The organism is Flavobacterium sp. NLM (assembly GCF_002210235.1).
GTDB lineage: Bacteria > Bacteroidota > Bacteroidia > Flavobacteriales > Flavobacteriaceae > Flavobacterium > Flavobacterium panici.
Genome location: NZ_LIAC01000009.1, coordinates 108,748 through 126,865 on the forward strand (window position 1 = coordinate 108,748; position 18,118 = coordinate 126,865).

Here is an 18,118-nt window from a genome sequence, read left to right on the forward strand (position 1 = left end):
AACGGAACGATCGTTCCGTTATTATTAAAGTTAATTTTTTGTTAAAATAATTATTCACTTCTGAAAGTGCCATTTTATAAGGGTTTATATCTATGTAACCATAAAGGAAACAAATCGTAAAATGTCGCCAATTCTTAATTTATGCTTAATTTTGTATTTCTAAAAACAAAAAAACAGATGGATCGTCTTTTACCAGCCGAAAGTCCTTTCGAAACGATAATCTCATTTCATAAACTAATTGAATCTTTTGAGCAGATTGCTTTATCTAATGTTGATTACCGATCTAACTACGCCAAAGCGATTTTAAAAGAAATTGAAGCGTACCCGGAATTCAGAACAGGAATTCGCGATTACAGTACTATTAAGGATAATGAAGCATTAATTAAAAACATTGCTGCTGACTTATTCCCTACGGCTTTAACAAACAATGAAATAAAAGCCATAACAATACCTTTTCAAAATATATCATTTAATTATACAGAACGTTTCAAGAAAATATTGCGTAATGCCGGTGATGAATTTTACATGGAAATTCGTGATTTTGATGATCACCAATTCTATATTAATAATTGCTGTTTGATTTTAAGCGCTTATTATCATCAAAATATTGATTTTAATAAACCTTTTTTCTATGATATTCCAGATGAAGAAGGTGTAGAAAAACATTATCGTATTCTCTATAATGCGGATTTCATGGAAATCACTCCAACAGAAAATGCACCGCAGCTTACACAGGACGATATTGACATTTTGATTGATAATTATAATGATATTGATTTATGGAAATCTAAATTCCCGCCAAGAAGCTGGATTTTAAAAGGTTTCGGGATTGTTTCTTTATTTGATGCAACTACAGAAAGTGCAATTTCCAATTTAAAAAGTAATCTTTTAAAACCGGAAACTTCAAGAGTTGCTTCTACAGATATTATAGAAAACATCTTCAGGTCTATTTTTAAAATTCCAAGTTTAAAAGTTGGTTTTATTATCTATAATCCTGAAGAAGAAAAATTTGTACGACCAATAAAGTTTGACAACCAAATGCAGAGTTTTTTACTTTCATCTACACAGGAAGTAGATTGTAAAAATGCTTTTTTTGGATGTTCATTTGAAAATCTTTTAGATAAAAAGGAACCGTTTGTAATTTCAAATGTGAAAAAGTTTATCGAAGAATCTTCAAACCCAAAACTTGGTGAGCATTTATTAAGTCAGGGAATTCAAAGCTGTGTTTTTGCACCGGTTATAAAAGACGATCATTTATTAGGCGTTGTTGAATTGGTTTCTGATAATATTCGTGAGTTAAACAGCGTAAATGCAACAAAACTAGAATTGGTTTTACCGTATTTAACAGATACTATTGATCGTTATAATACAGATATGCAACATCAGGTTGAAGCTATTATTCAACGTGAATATACTACGATTCACCCAAGCGTTTACTGGAAATTCAGAAAAGAATCTCAAAACTATTTCCAAAATATCAATCATACTAAAGATTATATTTTTAAGGAAATTGTATTTAAAAATGTATTCCCGTTATACGGACAAATTGATATTAAAGGTTCCTCTGAACACCGAAATGAAACGGTTAAAATTGACTTGAAAAATCAGCTTACGTCTCTTTTGGAAATTTTCGATAATCAAAAACCAAATTCAAACCTGGTACTTTTAGAGCAAAGAAAATTCGAATTGGAATCACTTCGAAGTGAATTGGACTTTCCGCTAAAAGCAGATATGGAACAGCATATTCAGCGTTATATTGAAGACGAAATTCATCCAATACTGAGAAACACTAAAGACAACGCTAAAAATAAACAGTTAGAAGAATTGTACTTTCAAAGTCTGGACGAAAAAACCGGAATGTTTTATCAGGAAAGAAAGAAGTTTGACAATGCGATGTCGATTATCAATAAAAGACTGGCTTCTGTATTAGACAAAAAACAGGTTGAAGCACAGCAAATTTATCCGCATTATTACGAACGTTTTAAAACGGATGGTGTTGAACATAATTTATATATTGGAGCTTCGATTTCGCCAACAAAACCGTTTGATATTATGTACCTGCACAATTTACGTTTGTGGCAGTTACAGACTTTATGCGAAATGGAATTAGAACATCATCAGCTTAAGGAATCGCTTCCGTATGAATTAGATGTTACTTCACTGATTTTGGTTTTCAGTTCGCCGCTTTCTATTCGTTTTAGAATGGATGAAAAACGTTTTGACGTTGACGGAACTTATAATGCAAGATATGAGGTCGTTAAAAAACGTATCGACAAATCGAACATTAAAGGAACAAACGAAAGAATTACCGAAAAAGAGAAAATTACAATTGTATATTCTCAAAACAGTGAAGAAGCAGAATATTTAAAATACATTAAATATTTGCAGCACAAAAAAGTTTTAGAACCGTCAATAGAACAATTTGAAGTCGAAGATCTTCAGGGAGTTTCTGGTTTAAAAGCGATTCGTGTAAAAGTGATTAATAACGTAAATAATTCAAAAATAAAGAAAATTACCTATCAGGATTTATTAGATGAGCTAAACTAAAAGTTGCGCTTTTTCTTTGAATTTATAATTTAACACATAGAAACATAGACTTTTGAAACTTAAAAAAGGCGTTTCACTTGTCTAAACAAACATAGATATGTGTTAGAAAACTTGTTTTCTTTTTATATCTTTTTCATTCCCCATAAAAACCTATGTTTCTATGTGTTTAAATTTTATAGACAAAGAACGCGGATGAAACGGATTCGCTTCGCAAAGACGCAGATTATACGGATAAATATTTAACGCGGATAATAACAGAAAAAAATCTGTTTTTATCCGCGTTTTCGCGAAGCGAATCCGTATCATCCGCGTCTAATTTTTATGCATTTTATAATTTAAATCGATTTAAAAGCAATTACAAACGCAATTACAGTAACAATAATTCCAAACATAAATAGGTTGTAAGCAATACGAAGTAGATTATATTTTCGCTGTAAAACCAATCCCAGATAATATAAATCTTTGATCATGTTCGAATAAAGATAATCACGGTCTTTCATCATTTCGTTCATTGCCCAGTCGTATTCTTCTAAAGGCATTTTGTAGAAATTTCCAAAAAACAATAAATTAATCTTTTTATTCTCGATATCTTCTCTTGTAAAAACACCCGAAGTTACTTTTGGTCTTGTAGAAAGAATCGCAAAAATAATAGTGATTACGCTCGACATCAGCATAATAAATGTTGGGATAACTAAATGTGCATTTTTCGGACTGTCTAATTTTGGAATAATAGACGAAAGTGCAATCGAAATAATAATCGCATTTACAGATAATAAAATATTGGCCTTACTATCTGCAATTCCGCTTAAACGGGTATGATTTCCAAGCGTAACGCGAAATAAGGTATCAACGCCGCGATCTGGTTTTTCTACTTTTTCGCTTTTTTTGGTTTCTTTTTCAAGTTCTTCCGCCGCTTTCAATTCCTGTTTATTTATTTTTTTCTGAATCAAAATTAGGTTTTTCTCTTTTAAAGGCTGCCATTTTTTTAAAGCATAATCCGTGTAGAATCTATGTTTATTTAGTAAAAAATTCAGGTTTTCCTTTGTCCATTCAGCATTTGAAAAATTCACAATTCCTGTATTTTTCAATTCTAAACGTAGTAATTCGCAGGTTGTAACATATTCAGTTCCCATTAAATGGGCATAATCAGCATCTTTAATTATTTTTTCCAAATGCGTTTTTGGATAGTAATCTTTGGCTGTAGCCAAAATCAAACTGGAAACCAATTCGATAAACTTTTCAGATTTTCCTTTTTCTTTTAAAAAATCAACAGCAATCTTTACGCTCTTAGCTTCATGATCTTCATAACCTTGAATATATCCTGTATCATGAAACCATGCTGCAACTAAAAGTGCCTCTTTGTCATCACTTTCTACATCTTCCTTTTTGCAAAGCTCTTTTACGGCTGAAACTACTGTGAAAGTATGGTTAAAATTATGGTAAGAATATAAATTAGAAAGTTTATCTTTGAGTAAATTACCGACGAAATCCTCGGATTGTTCTATTAGGTTCATAAAAGAATATTTTTATACCACTAAATTATGAAATTGTTTTTGGATAATCATTTTATTGCTAAGGTTAAAAAATTTTCATTAGCAATTATAACTTTAACATTTATTTATTCTTGTGCCACACATAAGGCGCAGTACGGAAAAGATGTTAGTGCTAACGAAACAGAAAACGCAACAGATACTATAAAAATTGCCCACACTTTTTATCTTGTTGGAGATGCCGGAAATGCTGATCAAGAGCAGGCACAGCAAACACTTGAGCTTTTACACCAAAAGCTTAAAAAAGCGAGTAAAAAATCGACTTTACTTTTTTTAGGAGACAATATTTATCCTAAAGGTTTTCCTACTGATAATACTGATAACAAAGCTTTGGCACAAACAAAATTGACGAACCAGTTAAAATTAGCTAAGGGATTTAAAGGAAAAACAATTTTTATTCCCGGAAACCACGATTGGTACAGCGGTATAAAAGGTTTAGAATTACAGGCCGATTTTGTGACAAAAAATTTAAATGATAAAAAAGCGTTTCTGCCAAGAAAATCATGCCCAATCGAGGATGTAAAAATTGACAGCATTACAACGTTAGTAACTATTGACAGTGAATGGTTTCTGGAAGATTGGGATAATCACCCTACAATAAATGATAATTGCGACATCAAAACGAGAGAAGACTTTTTTAAGGAACTGGAAAGTATCTTAAACAAAAATCAGGAAAAAACAGTTGTTTTAGCCATTCACCATCCTTTATTAAGTAACGGAAGTCACGGCGGTCAATATTCCTGGGAAAAACAATTATTTCCGTTAGAGAAAAAAATCCCGCTTCCGATAATTGGATCTTTCATTAATTTATTGAGAAAAACATCCGGAGTAAGTCCGCAGGATCTTCAAAATAAACAATATACCATTTATGCAAAACGAATAAAAACACTTTTGCAAAAACAGCGAAATGTAATTGTAGTTTCCGGACATGATCATAACCTTCAGTATATCAGCAAAGAAAATATTCAGCAGATTATCAGCGGCGCCGGATCAAAATCGGAAGCTGCAAGAGCCATAAATCCATTTGATTTTTCGTATGGCGGAAACGGTTATGCAGCTTTAACATTATATAAAAGCGGCGATGCCAAAGTTTCGTTTTACGGAAATGAAAACAATAAGGAAAAATTGCTTTTTGAAAAAGAAATTATAAAAGCAAAAGAAATTAACTGGGCATCAGATATCTCTAATAATTTTCCTTCAAGAATTACAACTTCTATCTATTCAGCAAAAATGACAGATAAAAGTATGTTTCACAGATTTTTATTCGGGCAGCATTACAGAAAATATTACAGCATGCCTATTGATATAAAAGTAGCCACTTTAGATACTTTAAAAGGCGGCTTAAAACCTATTCGCGAAGGCGGCGGACATCAATCTGTTTCTTTAAGAATGTCTGATTCAAAAAACCGTGAATATGTAATGCGCGGTATGAAAAAAAGTGCATCGGTATTTTTACAATCTGTAGCTTTTAAAGATCAATATATTGTAAATGATTTTGAAGATACTTATACAGAAAGTTTCTTATTTGATTTTTATACGACCTCACATCCATATGCTCCATTTGTAACTGGCAGTATGTCAGACAAAATTGGTCTTTTGCATACCAATCCGGTTTTATATTATATTCCCAAACAAAAAGGTTTAGGCGAATTTAACGCAGGTTATGGAGATCAATTGTATATGATTGAGGAAAGACCTGCTGATAATCATTTAGACGCTAAAAACTTTGGAAATCCGAGTAATATTATCAGTACAGATGATATGATGATGAATCTTCATAAAGATGAAAAATATTCGGTTGACGAAAAAGAATATATTAAAGCCCGTTTGTTTGATATGCTTATTGGCGATTGGGATCGTCACGCTGATCAATGGCGCTGGGCAGAGTTTAAAAAAGACGGTAAAGTTATTTACAGACCAATTCCCAGAGACAGGGATCAGGCTTTTGCAAAATATGACGGTGCGCTGCTTTCTATTTTAATGAACATTCCGGCATTGCGTCACATGCGTACTTTTAAAGACAAAATTGGCAATGTAAAATGGCTGAGCAGGGAACCTTATCCTATGGATTTGGCTTTTTTAAAAACCGCAGAAGAAAAAGACTGGATTGAACAGGCTAAATTTATTCAGGATAATTTATCTGACAGCGATATAGAAAATGCTTTTAAAGCTATGCCAAAAGAGGTTCAGGATGGAACGGTTGATGAAATCATTCGAAAATTGAAAAACAGAAAAAGAGAGCTTCAGGAATATGCTGTAAAATATTCTGATGTTTTGAGCAAAACGGTTATGATTGCCGGAACAGATAAAAAAGACAAGTTTGTTTTGAATCATAATGCCCGAAAAAGTATTGAAATTCAGGTTTTCAGAGTAAAAAAAGAAGGCGATGAATTAGTTTACAGTAAAACAGTAAATGATGCTAAAACTAAAAATTTATGGATTTATGGTTTAGATGACAATGATGTTTTTGAAGTAAAAGGCGATCAAAAATCGAGAATTAAAGTCCGTTTAATTGGCGGTCAAAACAATGATACTTACAATATTGAAAACGGAAGAAAGGTTATTGTTTACGATTTCAAATCAAAAGAAAACACGTATAACCTTGATTCTAAAACCCAAACGCAGTTAACAGATGATTACGATGTTAACTTGTACAATTTTCAAAAACCTAAATATAATGTTGTTTCCGGTTTACCAAATATTGGTTTTAATCCGGATGATGGTGTAAAATTAGGTATTAACTTAAATTACACAGTAAATAACTTTAAGCAAAATCCGTACACGCAGAGACATGTTTTAAATGCCTTTTATTATTTCGCAACCGGAGGTTTAGAGTTTAATTATGTGGCACATTTCCCCGGATTATTAGGTAAATGGGTTATAGATGTTGAATCTCTTTATACAACACCAAATTTTGCGATGAATTATTTTGGTTACGGAAATGAATCTCAATATGATGATAATCTTAGTATGGATTATAATCGTGTTCGTATTCGTAAATTTAATGCCTCAACTGCCATTCGCCACGTAGGAAGATATGGAAGTGAGTTCAGCATTCAGCCTATTTTCCAGAGAATGACGGTTGAAGAAACAGAAAACAGATTTATCGATACTCCAAATATTGTAAACCCTGATTTATTTAACAGTCAGAATTACGGAAGTTTAAAAGTGAAATATCTTTTCAAAAATTCTGATTTTGCTGCTAAACCAACTCTGGGAATGGCTTTCATGATTGCTGCAACCTGGACAACAGATTTTGATGACACGAAGAAAAATTTCCCAACGCTGGAAAGTTTTTTAGGATTTACACATAAATTGGATCATAACGGAAAATTGGTTTTAGCAACTTATGTAAAAGGAAAAGCCATTTTTAACAATAACTACGAATTTTATCAGGGAGCTGCTTTGGGCGGTGATACTGATTTAAGAGGTTTTAGAAATGAGCGCTTTTTAGGAAGTTCTTATTTCTCTCAAAGCTCTGATTTGCGTTTGAGTCTGGGTAAAATCCGTAAAACGATTGCTCCGTTTACGTACGGAATTTTAGGTGGTTTTGACTACGGAAGAGTTTGGCTTGACGGTGAAGATTCTAAAAAATGGCATCAGGATTACGGCGGCGGACTTTGGCTGAATGCTATTAATGTTTTAACGGCCAGAATTTCTTATTTCAAATCTCCCGATGAAGTTGGAAGGGTTATTTTTGGAGCAGCGTACAGTTTCTAGGTTCAGAGGGACAAAGTAACAAAGGTTCAAAGGTTTTTGCCACGAATTACACTAATTCTCACTAATTTTTATTTAAATATAATTCGTGGAAATTTGTGTAATTCGTGGCAAACTTTTTTCTTAGCATCTTAGAATCTCAGTCCCGAAGCTTCGGGATAGTAACTTAGAGTCTAAATTCATAAACGTTTCCTCCTATTTTGTTTGTTTTTTCGTCGGCTACGAGTAAGGTGTTGTTATCTTTAAAAACAATGGCTTCTTTTTGAGAGAAGTGGTTTAGGCTTATTTCGGTTTGGGTTCCTTTGTGGAATAAATCTCCTTTGAAACCTTTAAATAAAACTATTTTATCGTGGCTTAATAAAACCACTTTCTTACCGTCGGGACTTATCGTGGCGCTTGTTAAAACACAATGATTATAATTACTGCAGGTTTTAAACTCTCCTATTTTAACGGCTTTTTGAGTTCCTTTTGCATTTTTAATTTTATAGATAAAAGCAGTTCCGTCAAAACCTTTGCTTCGGTTTTTGGTGAAAAGATAAAAATAACCGTTGTGCTCAAAGAAACCTTCAACATCATAAAACATTTCTTTTTTCTTTGGAGGAAATTCGGTTTGTTCCGGATACGAAAATGAGATTTTATATTCGGCGGAAGCCACCTCTTTATTCAATTGATTTTTGGCCACTTTATAAATACACAAATCTCTGCGTTCGTTATCGTTGTTTCCGAAATCGCCAATATAAATATTTCCTGTTTTATCTTTGGTAATATCTTCCCAATCCACATTTTCGGCATTTGAGATCATAATTGTCTTTTCTAATTTTCCTTTAGAATTAATGGCATAAATGGCATTTTTATTTCCGCTGTCTTCCAAAGTATAAATCAAATTTGTTTCCGGGAAATAAGCAATTCCCGAAACTTCTTTTAATTTCTTCGGAAGCGAATAAAGCGTTTTCAAATCATCACCAGATTGCTGCTGACAAGCTAATAAAACAATAGAAACGACTATTAAAAAAGATTTTTTCATAAGATTTGTTTTTTTTTGAACCATATAAGTTATATAAGAAAATTTAAGTTTTTGCTTATGGACTTGTATTGACTTTTTTAAATCATATAAGTAATAAGAAATACAAGAAATTCAGGTTTTGCTTTAATGAACTTATATAACTTATATGGTTTAATCCTTTAAACTAAGTTTGTGTTTTTAAAATTACGGATGATGAATTCAAAAGCGGCCTGCATGATGTGTCCCATTGATCTGGCGTTTTTAAATTTCATATCGTTTGTGTATCGGTACAATTCCATTTTTAACTGACTCAAATGTTCCTCTGTCGAAATGGTATCGTGACACATTATATTTAATAATTTCTTGATTCTGTTTTCGGCAGAATGGATTCGTTTGGCCAAAATAGCTCTTTCTTCATCTTTATATTGAATGATCGAACGTTCTTCTAACTTTTCCTTAATCAACTGAATCATCGGATAGTTTTCCTTGAAAAACTGCGGACGATATACTTTGAAATTTCCTTCGTAACATTGCTGGTCAAAATCGATAGGCCGAATTTTATAAACGACCTGATCAAAATCGTGAATTGGCACAATTACATAATTATACGCTCTCATATCGCCCAAAAGCCTGATCATACAGCGTTCGTTAAACTTAACGAATTCTTTGGCGATTTGTGCTTTCTCCATTTCGGTACATTTATCAAGCAGCGTATCCATAAAAACATCGCCCGGAATCCCAATAATATGCTCTTCGATTAAAGTGTCGTTATAAACCAAAAAGTTGATTTTATCCGGCGAAAGAATATCTTCTAACTCTAATCCGTAAATTCTTGAAGCATCGGCTTTTTTAATATAAAAGTGAACGTAATTATCGTTGAGAATATTACGGACCTTAATTCTAAAAGGTTTTGAATTTCCGAATGTACAATAGTCAATGGCATCAATATTTAGAAACTGAATAATCTCGCTGTTTCCATCAGAATGCAAAAGTGAATAGATTTTCTTTAAATTGAGGTCAATTTCATTTCGTTCAAATTCATTGTAATAAACCCGAATCCATAATGTATCGGTTTCGTTTTTATCATAAACGTTAACCGAACCTGAAAATCGCAATAAGTCATCATAAAACACAGAAACTTTCGATATACGCTCGTATCTGTCTAAATAACTTAATAGTGGCTGTGTTAAAGGAAAAGAAGGTTTCTTTAACACCATCAACGGTTCGCTCATTTTGAATATCTTTATTACAAATTTACATCAATAAGATGATAAAAATAAATTTGGCGTAACAATATAGAATTTGAATCGTCATACTAAAAACTAAAACCGAAATAAATTTGGAAACCATCCTTACTATTCAGAATCTCAGTAAAAGATACGGGCGCATTCAGGCGCTTAAAAATGTATCTTTTAGCATACAAAAAGGCCACGTCTACGGAATCCTGGGCCCTAACGGAAGTGGAAAATCAACCACTTTAGGAATTGTTTTAAATGTTGTCAACAAAACATCAGGCGATTATAAATGGTTTGACGGAAATGTACAAACGCATGAAGCTTTGAAAAAAGTAGGCGCTATTATCGAGCGTCCGAACTTTTATCCGTATATGACCGCCGAAGAAAACCTAAAATTAGTCTGCAAAATTAAAAGCATCAATTATTCTAAAATTGGAGAAAAGCTTGATCTTGTTGGTTTATCTGAAAGAAAAAACAGCAAATTCAGTACTTTCTCTTTGGGAATGAAACAGCGTCTGGCAATTGCATCGGCACTTTTAAACGATCCTGAAATTTTGATTTTAGATGAACCAACGAATGGGTTAGATCCACAGGGAATTCATCAAATTAGAGATATTATTAAAGAAATTGCATCGCAGGGAACTACCATTTTACTGGCTTCACATTTATTAGACGAAGTCGAAAAAGTTTGTTCGCACGTTGTTGTTTTAAGAAAAGGCGAAGTTTTATATTCTGGTTCTGTAGATGGAATGTCTGCAAATGAAGGTTTCTTTGAAATTTCTTCAGATGATAATCTGGCGCTGAAATCTGCTTTACACAGCCATCAGGCCGTTGCAGAAGTTAAGGACGAAGATGGAAAAGTTTTGGTTTACTTAAAAGCCGATTTATCTGCTCAGGAATTGAATCAGTTTTTATTCTCAAAAAATATTATTTTAAGTCATTTGGTCAAACGTAAAAATAGTTTGGAAGCCCAATTTTTAGAATTAACCAAAAATACAAATCCAAAAATCTAACTAAGCCATGAAAAGAATTATCTCTATAGAATTACAAAAAATCTGGATGAATAAAGCCAGTCGTATTCTTACTTTAACTTATTTTATTCTGCTCTCCTTTATAGCCTTAATTGCTTCAATAAAGTTTAATCTTGGCCCGCTTAAATTTCACTTGGCCGAAATGGGAATTTTTAACTTTCCGTTTATATGGCATTTTAATACTTATGTTGCCGCTATCTTGAAATTATTTCTTGCGATCGTAATTGTTTCCATGATGGCTAACGAATACAGCTATGGAACACTTAAACAAAATTTAATTGATGGCTTGAGTAAAAAAGAATTTATTCTCTCGAAATTTCTAACTGTAGTTTTATTTTCAGTTGCTTCAACTGTCTTTATATTTGTGATGAGTTTGATATTAGGTTTAATTTTTTCCTCCTATACTGAACTTGATATTATTTTTAGTGATTTAGACTATCTTCTGGCTTTTTTTGTAAAGTTAACCGGATTCTTTTCATTCTGTTTATTTCTTGGAATTTTGGTAAAAAGATCGGCTTTTGCATTAGGTTTTCTTTTAGTTTGGAATATAATCGAAGCCATAATTAGAGGTTACCTTGCCTTTACTGTTTTTCCAGACAGCGATACCGATGAAAAAATCACGCAGTTTCTTCCGTTAGAATCAATGGCTAATTTAATTGTTAATCCTGGTCCAAGATTATCTATCGTTAAGAATATTGGAACACAAATGGGAATTAATACTGATATCGATTATAGTGTAAGCTACTTTGCAATTCTAATTGTATTAATCTGGACATTTTTATTTGTATATTTTTCTTACAAATTATTAAAAAATCGGGATTTATAGTATATTTGTTATACTATGAATCAGGCAAAAAGTTTTTTAATTATTTTATTTTTATGCTGTCTATCTGTAAAGGTAAATGCGCAGTTTATCACTATTGATGATCAAAAAACATCGCAGCAGCTTATTGAAGATATTCTGGTGAATAATTCATGTGCTGCTGCTACAAATTCAACAGGTAACGGAGATACTTTCAGGCCTGGAAAACAGAGTTTTGGTTATTTTAACAGCAACGGAAGTAATTTCCCTTTTGCCGAAGGAATAGTTTTGGCGACATCAACTGCTGAAAGTGCCGTTGGGCCTTTTGTTAGTGACTTAACAAGCAGTGACAGTCCTAACTGGCTTGGAGATAGTGATCTTGATCAAATATTAGGTATTCATTCTATAAATTCAACAGTATTAGAATTTGATTTCATTGCCTATACAAGTGCATTGAGCTTTAATTATATTTTTGCTTCAAATGAATATCAGTACGATTATCCTTGTGAGTTTTCAGATGGATTTGCTTTTTTAATTAAAGAAGCCGGAACATCTGACCCTTATAAAAATTTAGCTGTACTGCCTAATACAACTACGCCTGTTTCGTCCATAAATATTCGACCGAAAATTGAGCCCGGAACTAGACCCGGCGGAATTAACTATCAAGGCTGTGCGGCTTCAAATGAAAATTATTTTCATGGTTTAAATAACAATACAAGTCCGGTAAATTATGCCGGACAAACAACTGTTATGACCGCGCAGACTACCGTAACAACAGGAAAAACATATCATGTAAAATTAGTAGTGGCAGATGATACATATCGATATCTGGAATCTGCCATTTTCCTTGAAGCCGGAAGTTTTGCTTCAAAAATTTTACTTGGGCAAGATCGTACAACTGCCACAAATAATCCGGCTTGTTTTGGAGAAGAAATCGATCTAAACAGCAATCTTGATCCTGCCACTTATACTTTTAAATGGTTCAGAAAAAATGACCCGACTAATATTCTTGGTACAAACTCAACTTATAAGGTTACAAGTGCCGGAAATTATAGAGTTGAAGCTACTGTAATTGGTACAACGTGTGTACTTTCAGGTGAAATAAAAATTGATTACGCACCGGAAATTCTTTCCTCAAATACTTCTTTATTTCAATGCGACGATAATACAGATGGAATTTCAATTTTCAATTTAGATAAAGCCAACAACATTGTTAAAAATAATGCTGCTTATATTATTAATGAAGGCTATTATGAAACATTAGCACAGGCACAGGCTAAAACAAGTAAAATTGTAAAACCTGAAATGTATATCAATAAATATGCAGATCAAATTGTGTATGCGAGATTAGAAAATGAATTTGGCTGTTTTAAAATTGCCGAAGTAACCTTAAAAATTGCTCCAACCTCAATTCCAGATCCGAGTCCGATAGCTACTTGTGACCGAGACGAAATTCAGGATGGACTTTATCAATTTGATTTAAATGCAGAAGTTACGCCAGTACTAACTGCCGGGCTTCCAAGCGGATTGATTGCTACTTATTATTTAAATGCAAATGATGCTTTGGTTGAAATAAATCCATTACCAAATATCTTTAAAAATACAACGGCTTTTAATCAAAGAATATATGCAAGAGTCGTAAATGGCCCAGATTGTTATGATGTTGTACCAGTCAATCTTGTTGTTAATACTTTCAATCCGCCAAATTTTGAAGAAGAATCAAAATTTTTATGCCAAAATGGAGATACAACTTTGTCTGTAGCGGCTGGTTTTAGCGACTATTCATGGAATACTGCACCAACAAATAATGCGAATACTTTGGTAGTTACTGCTCCCGGCGATTACTCTGTAACGGTAACAGATGCAAATGGCTGCGAAAAAACGAAAAATTTCAAGGTTATTTTATCTGAACCTGCAATCATAACGAATGCAGTTGTAAAAGATTTTTCAGGAAATGAAAACTCTGTTTCTATCGAATATACCGGAGTTGGGAATTATGAATTTTCATTAGACGGAACAACTTTTCAAAACGAACCGTTATTTACAAACGTACCTGCAGGAACTTACACGGCAGTGGCAAGAGATAAAAACGGCTGCGGATTATCAAATGCATTTGTGGTTTATGTTTTAGATTATCCTAGATTTTTTACGCCAAACGGTGACACTTTCAATGACTTATGGCTTATTGGAGATTCTAATTTGTTACCTAATTACACTTTAAATATTTTTGACCGCTACGGAAAACTCCTGAAACAAATGAACCAAAACAGTCCGGGATGGAACGGTATTTTTAACGGACAACCACTTCCTTCTGATGATTATTGGTTTACTTTAATTTTTGCAGACGGCAAAAATGTGAAAGGGCATTTTAGTTTGAAAAGATAAAGTTTTTTTAAATTCCAATATTTAAATTTTAAATTCCAATAATATCGGTTTTAAAAATTCCAATACTTAAATTCCAAATTCCAATTTATAAAAGATTCGAATTTGAATCATAAAAAAAATCCCAAACTCCTAATTGGAATTTGGGATTTTTATATTGAAATTTAAATCTAATTAGATTTTAAATCTTTTTCTATCAGTTTCTGTCAAATAGATTTTTCTCAAACGAATAGATTTTGGTGTAACCTCTACGTATTCATCTTTTTGAATGTACTCTAAAGCTTCTTCAAGAGAGAAAATAATTGGCGGGATGATTCTCGCTTTTTCATCATTTCCAGAAGAACGAACGTTAGATTGTTTTTTCTCTTTCGTTACGTTTACACACATATCATCTCCACGAGAGTTTTCTCCAATTACCTGACCTTCGTAGATTTCAGCATTTGGTTCAACGAAAAACTTACCACGATCTTGTAATTTATCGATAGAATAAGGAATTGCTTTTCCTTTTTCCATAGAAATTAATGAACCTTTGTTACGTCCTGAAATTTCTCCTTTGAAAGGCTCATATCCAATGAAACGGTGTGACATAATAGCCTCACCAGCAGTAGCAGTAAGTAATTGATTTCTTAAACCAATAATTCCACGAGATGGAATATTAAATTTAATAATCATACGCTCACCTTTAGTTTCCATACTTAACATTTCACCTTTACGAACTGTTACGAATTCAACTGCTCTACCTGAAAGGTTTTCTGGTAAATCGATTGTTAATTCCTCAATTGGCTCACATTTTTTACCATCTATTTCTTTGATAATAACTTGCGGCTGACCAATTTGTAACTCATAACCTTCTCTTCTCATTGTTTCAATAAGAACAGATAAGTGAAGTACTCCACGGCCAAAAACCATGAATTTATCTGCAGAATCAGTTTCTCCTAACTTCATAGCTAAGTTTTTCTCTAATTCTTTTGTCAATCTTTCTCTAATATGACGAGAAGTTACAAATTTACCTTCTTTACCAAAGAAAGGTGAGTCATTGATTGTAAACAACATACTCATTGTAGGCTCATCAATAGCGATAGAAGCTAAACCTTCAGGGTTTTCATTATCTGCAATAGTGTCTCCAATTTCAAAACCTTCAATACCAACTACAGCACAAATATCACCTGCAATAACTTCTGTAACTTTTTTACGTCCAAGACCTTCAAAAGTGTGTAATTCTTTGATTCTTGATTTCGTTACAGTACCGTCTCTTTTTACTAAAGATATTGCCATACCTTCTTTCAAAATACCTCTTTCTAAACGACCAATAGCGATACGTCCGGTAAAAGCAGAGAAATCCAAAGATGTAATTAACATTTGTGGTGTTCCTTCAGAAACTTTAGGAGCAGGCACATTAGCAATAACCATGTCTAATAAAGGCTCAATATTTTCTGTTTGGTTTCTCCAATCATCAGACATCCAGTTGTTTTTAGCAGAACCATAAACAGTTGGGAAATCTAATTGCTCTTCTGTAGCACCTAATTCAAACATTAAATCAAAAACTTTCTCATGAACTTCTTCCGGAGTACAGTTTTCTTTATCTACTTTATTGATAACTACACAAGGCTTCAAACCTAAGTCAATAGCTTTTTGTAATACAAAACGAGTTTGCGGCATAGGACCTTCAAAGGCATCCACTAGTAAACATACACCATCGGCCATGTTCAATACACGTTCTACTTCACCTCCAAAATCCGCGTGGCCAGGAGTATCGATAATATTGATTTTTGTTCCTTTGTATTGAACAGAAACGTTTTTAGAAGTAATAGTAATACCTCTCTCACGCTCTAAATCGTTATTATCAAGAATTAAATCACCTGTATTTTCGTTGTCACGAAATAATTGACAGTGATACATAATTTTATCAACCAAAGTGGTTTTACCGTGATCGACGTGGGCAATAATTGCAATATTTCTAATAGATTCCATTTGTGATTTTTAATGGGTGCAAAAGTACACTTTATTTTGATAAAAAAAACGTTTCTGCGATAGTTTGCGTATATACAAGTAATTAGTTCATTAATCTAGTGTTAATTTGCACCCTAAAATGAACTTTAGTTATTGTTTAATTATAGTTAATTTAACTATATTTGAGTAATGAAAAGTAAAACTCTCCAAATTACTCTCGTTTACGTTATCATATCGCTAATTATGGCAATAGTCTGTCATAATTTACTCATAGACTACTTTTTTGAAGCAAAATACTCTTACTTCTTTTTTGCAAAGGACGTCTTTTTTATAATATCTACCGCATTCATTTTCAAATATATACTCTCAACAAATGAGACTAAAAATATTTCTGTTTTTCAGAAATTAAAAAGCACAAACGAGGAAATTAAAGAGTCAAACGAAAAATATGATATTGTTGCAAAAGCGACAAGTGACACTATTTGGGACTGGAAAATTCAGGAAGATACCATAAATTGGAACAAGGGAATTGAGAGCGTTTTTGGCTATAATCCGGAAGAAGTTGGAAAGACTTCAAAATGGTGGTTTGATAAAATTCATCCTGAAGACAGTATTAGAATGTCGATCAAATTATATTCTTTTATCGAACAAAAAACAGAAAAATGGCAGGATCAATACCGATTTAGATGTGCCGATGGTACTTATAAATATGTTTTAGACCGAGGTTTTTTACTAAAAGATGAAAACGGAAGAGCCATTAGAATGATTGGGGCCATCCAGGATATTACCAAACAGAAAGAAGAAGAACAGCGATTAAAACTTTTAGAAACCGTAATTACACAATCTAAAGATTCAATTTTAATTACCGAAGCCAACTCACAAGATCGCAAAATACCGAAAATTGTTTACGTAAATCCGGCATTTTCACAAATGTCCGGCTATCAGTCTAATGAAATTATCGGGAAATCAACCAATATATTCAAAGGTCCAAAATCTGATTCGGAAGAATTAAAAAAACTTTTGCGAGCTATAAAAGATGAGGAAGAATGTGTAATTGAGACCATAACATATACCAAAACTCAAGAAGAATATTGGGTACGTTTTGCAATGATTCCTATTTTCAATAATGAAGGAGCAATCACACACTGGATTTCAATCCAGAGAGATATTACAGATGAAAAGAAACTGGAAACAGAAAAAGAGCATCTTATTAGAGAACTTACACAAAATAATAAAGACTTAAAACAATTCTCTTATATAACATCACATAACCTTCGTGCGCCATTATCTAATTTAATCGGACTTTTAAATCTTATTGAAGATATTCCAATCGAAAATGAAGAACTGGAAGAAATTTTGGCTGGTTTTACAAAATCAACTCATTTATTAAATGAAACCATAAATGATTTAGTAAAAGTGATTATCATAAAAGACAACCCTTCCATGCAAAAAGAAGAGGTTTCTTTAAAAGAAGTTTTTGAGAATGTTTTTAGTCAGCTGTCTTTCCAAATAGAATTACACAAGCCTATTATCAAATTAAAATTTGACAGAGTTCCGCTTTTAATTACCAATAAAGCTTATATTGAGAGCATTTTATTGAATCTGCTTACCAATTCTATAAAATACAAATCTGAAAACAGAAAATTAAAAATATCAATTACAGCAGATCAAATAGATCATCATGCCATTTTAACCTTTAAAGATAACGGAATTGGAATTGATCTGGAAAGAAATCGTGACAAGGTTTTTGGACTTTATCAAAGATTTCATAATTATCCTGACAGTAAAGGATTAGGTTTGTATCTTGTAAAATCTCAGGTAGAAACTATGGGAGGAACAATTAGTATTGATAGTGAAGTCAATAAAGGCACCACGTTTACTATAACATTTAAAAATTAATA

At 32.6% G+C, this 18,118-nt stretch carries 10 protein-coding genes; 6 read left to right on the plus strand and 4 right to left on the minus strand.

The window, feature by feature from the left end; genetic code table 11:
- Nucleotides 1-177 precede the first annotated feature (177 nt).
- Nucleotides 178-2,547 (plus strand): GAF domain-containing protein, encoded by a 2,370-nt coding sequence (locus APR43_RS12785; protein WP_053473861.1) that lies wholly within the window; start codon nucleotides 178-180, stop codon nucleotides 2,545-2,547.
- Nucleotides 2,548-2,882: 335 nt separating this feature from the next.
- Here APR43_RS12785 and APR43_RS12790 read toward each other — a convergent pair whose 3' ends face one another.
- Nucleotides 2,883-4,061 (minus strand): Pycsar system effector family protein, encoded by a 1,179-nt coding sequence (locus tag APR43_RS12790; RefSeq protein WP_053473860.1) that lies wholly within the window; start codon nucleotides 4,059-4,061, stop codon nucleotides 2,883-2,885.
- Nucleotides 4,062-4,088: 27 nt separating this feature from the next.
- Here APR43_RS12790 and APR43_RS12795 point away from each other — a divergent pair, with 27 nt between their 5' ends.
- The gene (locus tag APR43_RS12795; protein ID WP_053473859.1) at nucleotides 4,089-7,817 is read left to right on the plus strand and encodes a metallophosphoesterase; all 3,729 of its coding nucleotides are present in this window, start codon (nucleotides 4,089-4,091) and stop codon (nucleotides 7,815-7,817) included.
- Between the two features lie 163 nt (nucleotides 7,818-7,980).
- On the opposite strand, the gene APR43_RS12800 is transcribed toward APR43_RS12795, so the two are convergent.
- On the minus strand, nucleotides 7,981-8,838 hold the full coding sequence (locus APR43_RS12800; protein WP_053473970.1) for a hypothetical protein: 858 nt from the start codon (nucleotides 8,836-8,838) through the stop codon (nucleotides 7,981-7,983).
- 158 nt (nucleotides 8,839-8,996) lie between these two features.
- Nucleotides 8,997-10,049 (minus strand): hypothetical protein, encoded by a 1,053-nt coding sequence (locus APR43_RS12805; RefSeq protein ID WP_053473858.1) that lies wholly within the window; start codon nucleotides 10,047-10,049, stop codon nucleotides 8,997-8,999.
- A 107-nt stretch (nucleotides 10,050-10,156) separates the two neighbouring features.
- On the opposite strand from APR43_RS12805, the gene APR43_RS12810 reads away from it, so the two are divergent.
- The 3 genes from APR43_RS12810 to APR43_RS12820 are packed head-to-tail and all read left to right on the plus strand — an operon-like array spanning nucleotide 10,157 to nucleotide 14,270.
- Entirely contained in the window at nucleotides 10,157-11,065 is a 909-nt protein-coding gene (locus tag APR43_RS12810) for an ABC transporter ATP-binding protein (protein WP_053473857.1), read from the plus strand.
- Between the two features lie 7 nt (nucleotides 11,066-11,072).
- Complete coding sequence (locus APR43_RS12815; RefSeq protein WP_053473856.1) at nucleotides 11,073-11,909, plus strand: ABC transporter permease; 837 nt, start codon at nucleotides 11,073-11,075, stop codon at nucleotides 11,907-11,909.
- Nucleotides 11,910-11,924: 15 nt separating this feature from the next.
- Nucleotides 11,925-14,270, plus strand: coding sequence for a T9SS type B sorting domain-containing protein (locus APR43_RS12820; protein ID WP_053473855.1), 2,346 nt, complete (start codon nucleotides 11,925-11,927; stop codon nucleotides 14,268-14,270).
- 171 nt (nucleotides 14,271-14,441) lie between these two features.
- Here the strand turns inward: APR43_RS12820 and typA are convergent, their stop codons facing one another.
- A complete protein-coding gene (gene typA, locus APR43_RS12825; RefSeq protein WP_053473854.1) occupies nucleotides 14,442-16,238 on the minus strand; it encodes a translational GTPase TypA in 1,797 nt (598 codons plus the stop codon).
- 222 nt (nucleotides 16,239-16,460) lie between these two features.
- Here typA and APR43_RS12830 point away from each other — a divergent pair, with 222 nt between their 5' ends.
- Nucleotides 16,461-18,116 carry a PAS domain-containing protein gene (locus APR43_RS12830; protein ID WP_235992075.1) on the plus strand — a complete coding sequence of 552 codons (1,656 nt, stop codon included), beginning with the start codon at nucleotides 16,461-16,463 and terminating at the stop codon, nucleotides 18,114-18,116.
- The last annotated feature ends 2 nt before the right edge of the window (nucleotides 18,117-18,118 follow it).

Bases quoted from the DNA above. Each gene is read 5' to 3' on its own strand.
- APR43_RS12785 (WP_053473861.1), top strand. From the start codon at position 178: ATGGATCGTCTTTTACCAGCCGAAAGTCCTTTCGAAACGATAATCTCA.
- APR43_RS12790 (WP_053473860.1), bottom strand. From the start codon at position 4,061: ATGAACCTAATAGAACAATCCGAGGATTTCGTCGGTAATTTACTCAAA.
- APR43_RS12795 (WP_053473859.1), top strand. From the start codon at position 4,089: ATGAAATTGTTTTTGGATAATCATTTTATTGCTAAGGTTAAAAAATTT.
- APR43_RS12800 (WP_053473970.1), bottom strand. From the start codon at position 8,838: ATGAAAAAATCTTTTTTAATAGTCGTTTCTATTGTTTTATTAGCTTGT.
- APR43_RS12805 (WP_053473858.1), bottom strand. From the start codon at position 10,049: ATGAGCGAACCGTTGATGGTGTTAAAGAAACCTTCTTTTCCTTTAACA.
- APR43_RS12815 (WP_053473856.1), top strand. From the start codon at position 11,073: ATGAAAAGAATTATCTCTATAGAATTACAAAAAATCTGGATGAATAAA.
- APR43_RS12820 (WP_053473855.1), top strand. From the start codon at position 11,925: ATGAATCAGGCAAAAAGTTTTTTAATTATTTTATTTTTATGCTGTCTA.
- typA (WP_053473854.1), bottom strand. From the start codon at position 16,238: ATGGAATCTATTAGAAATATTGCAATTATTGCCCACGTCGATCACGGT.
- APR43_RS12830 (WP_235992075.1), top strand. From the start codon at position 16,461: ATGGCAATAGTCTGTCATAATTTACTCATAGACTACTTTTTTGAAGCA.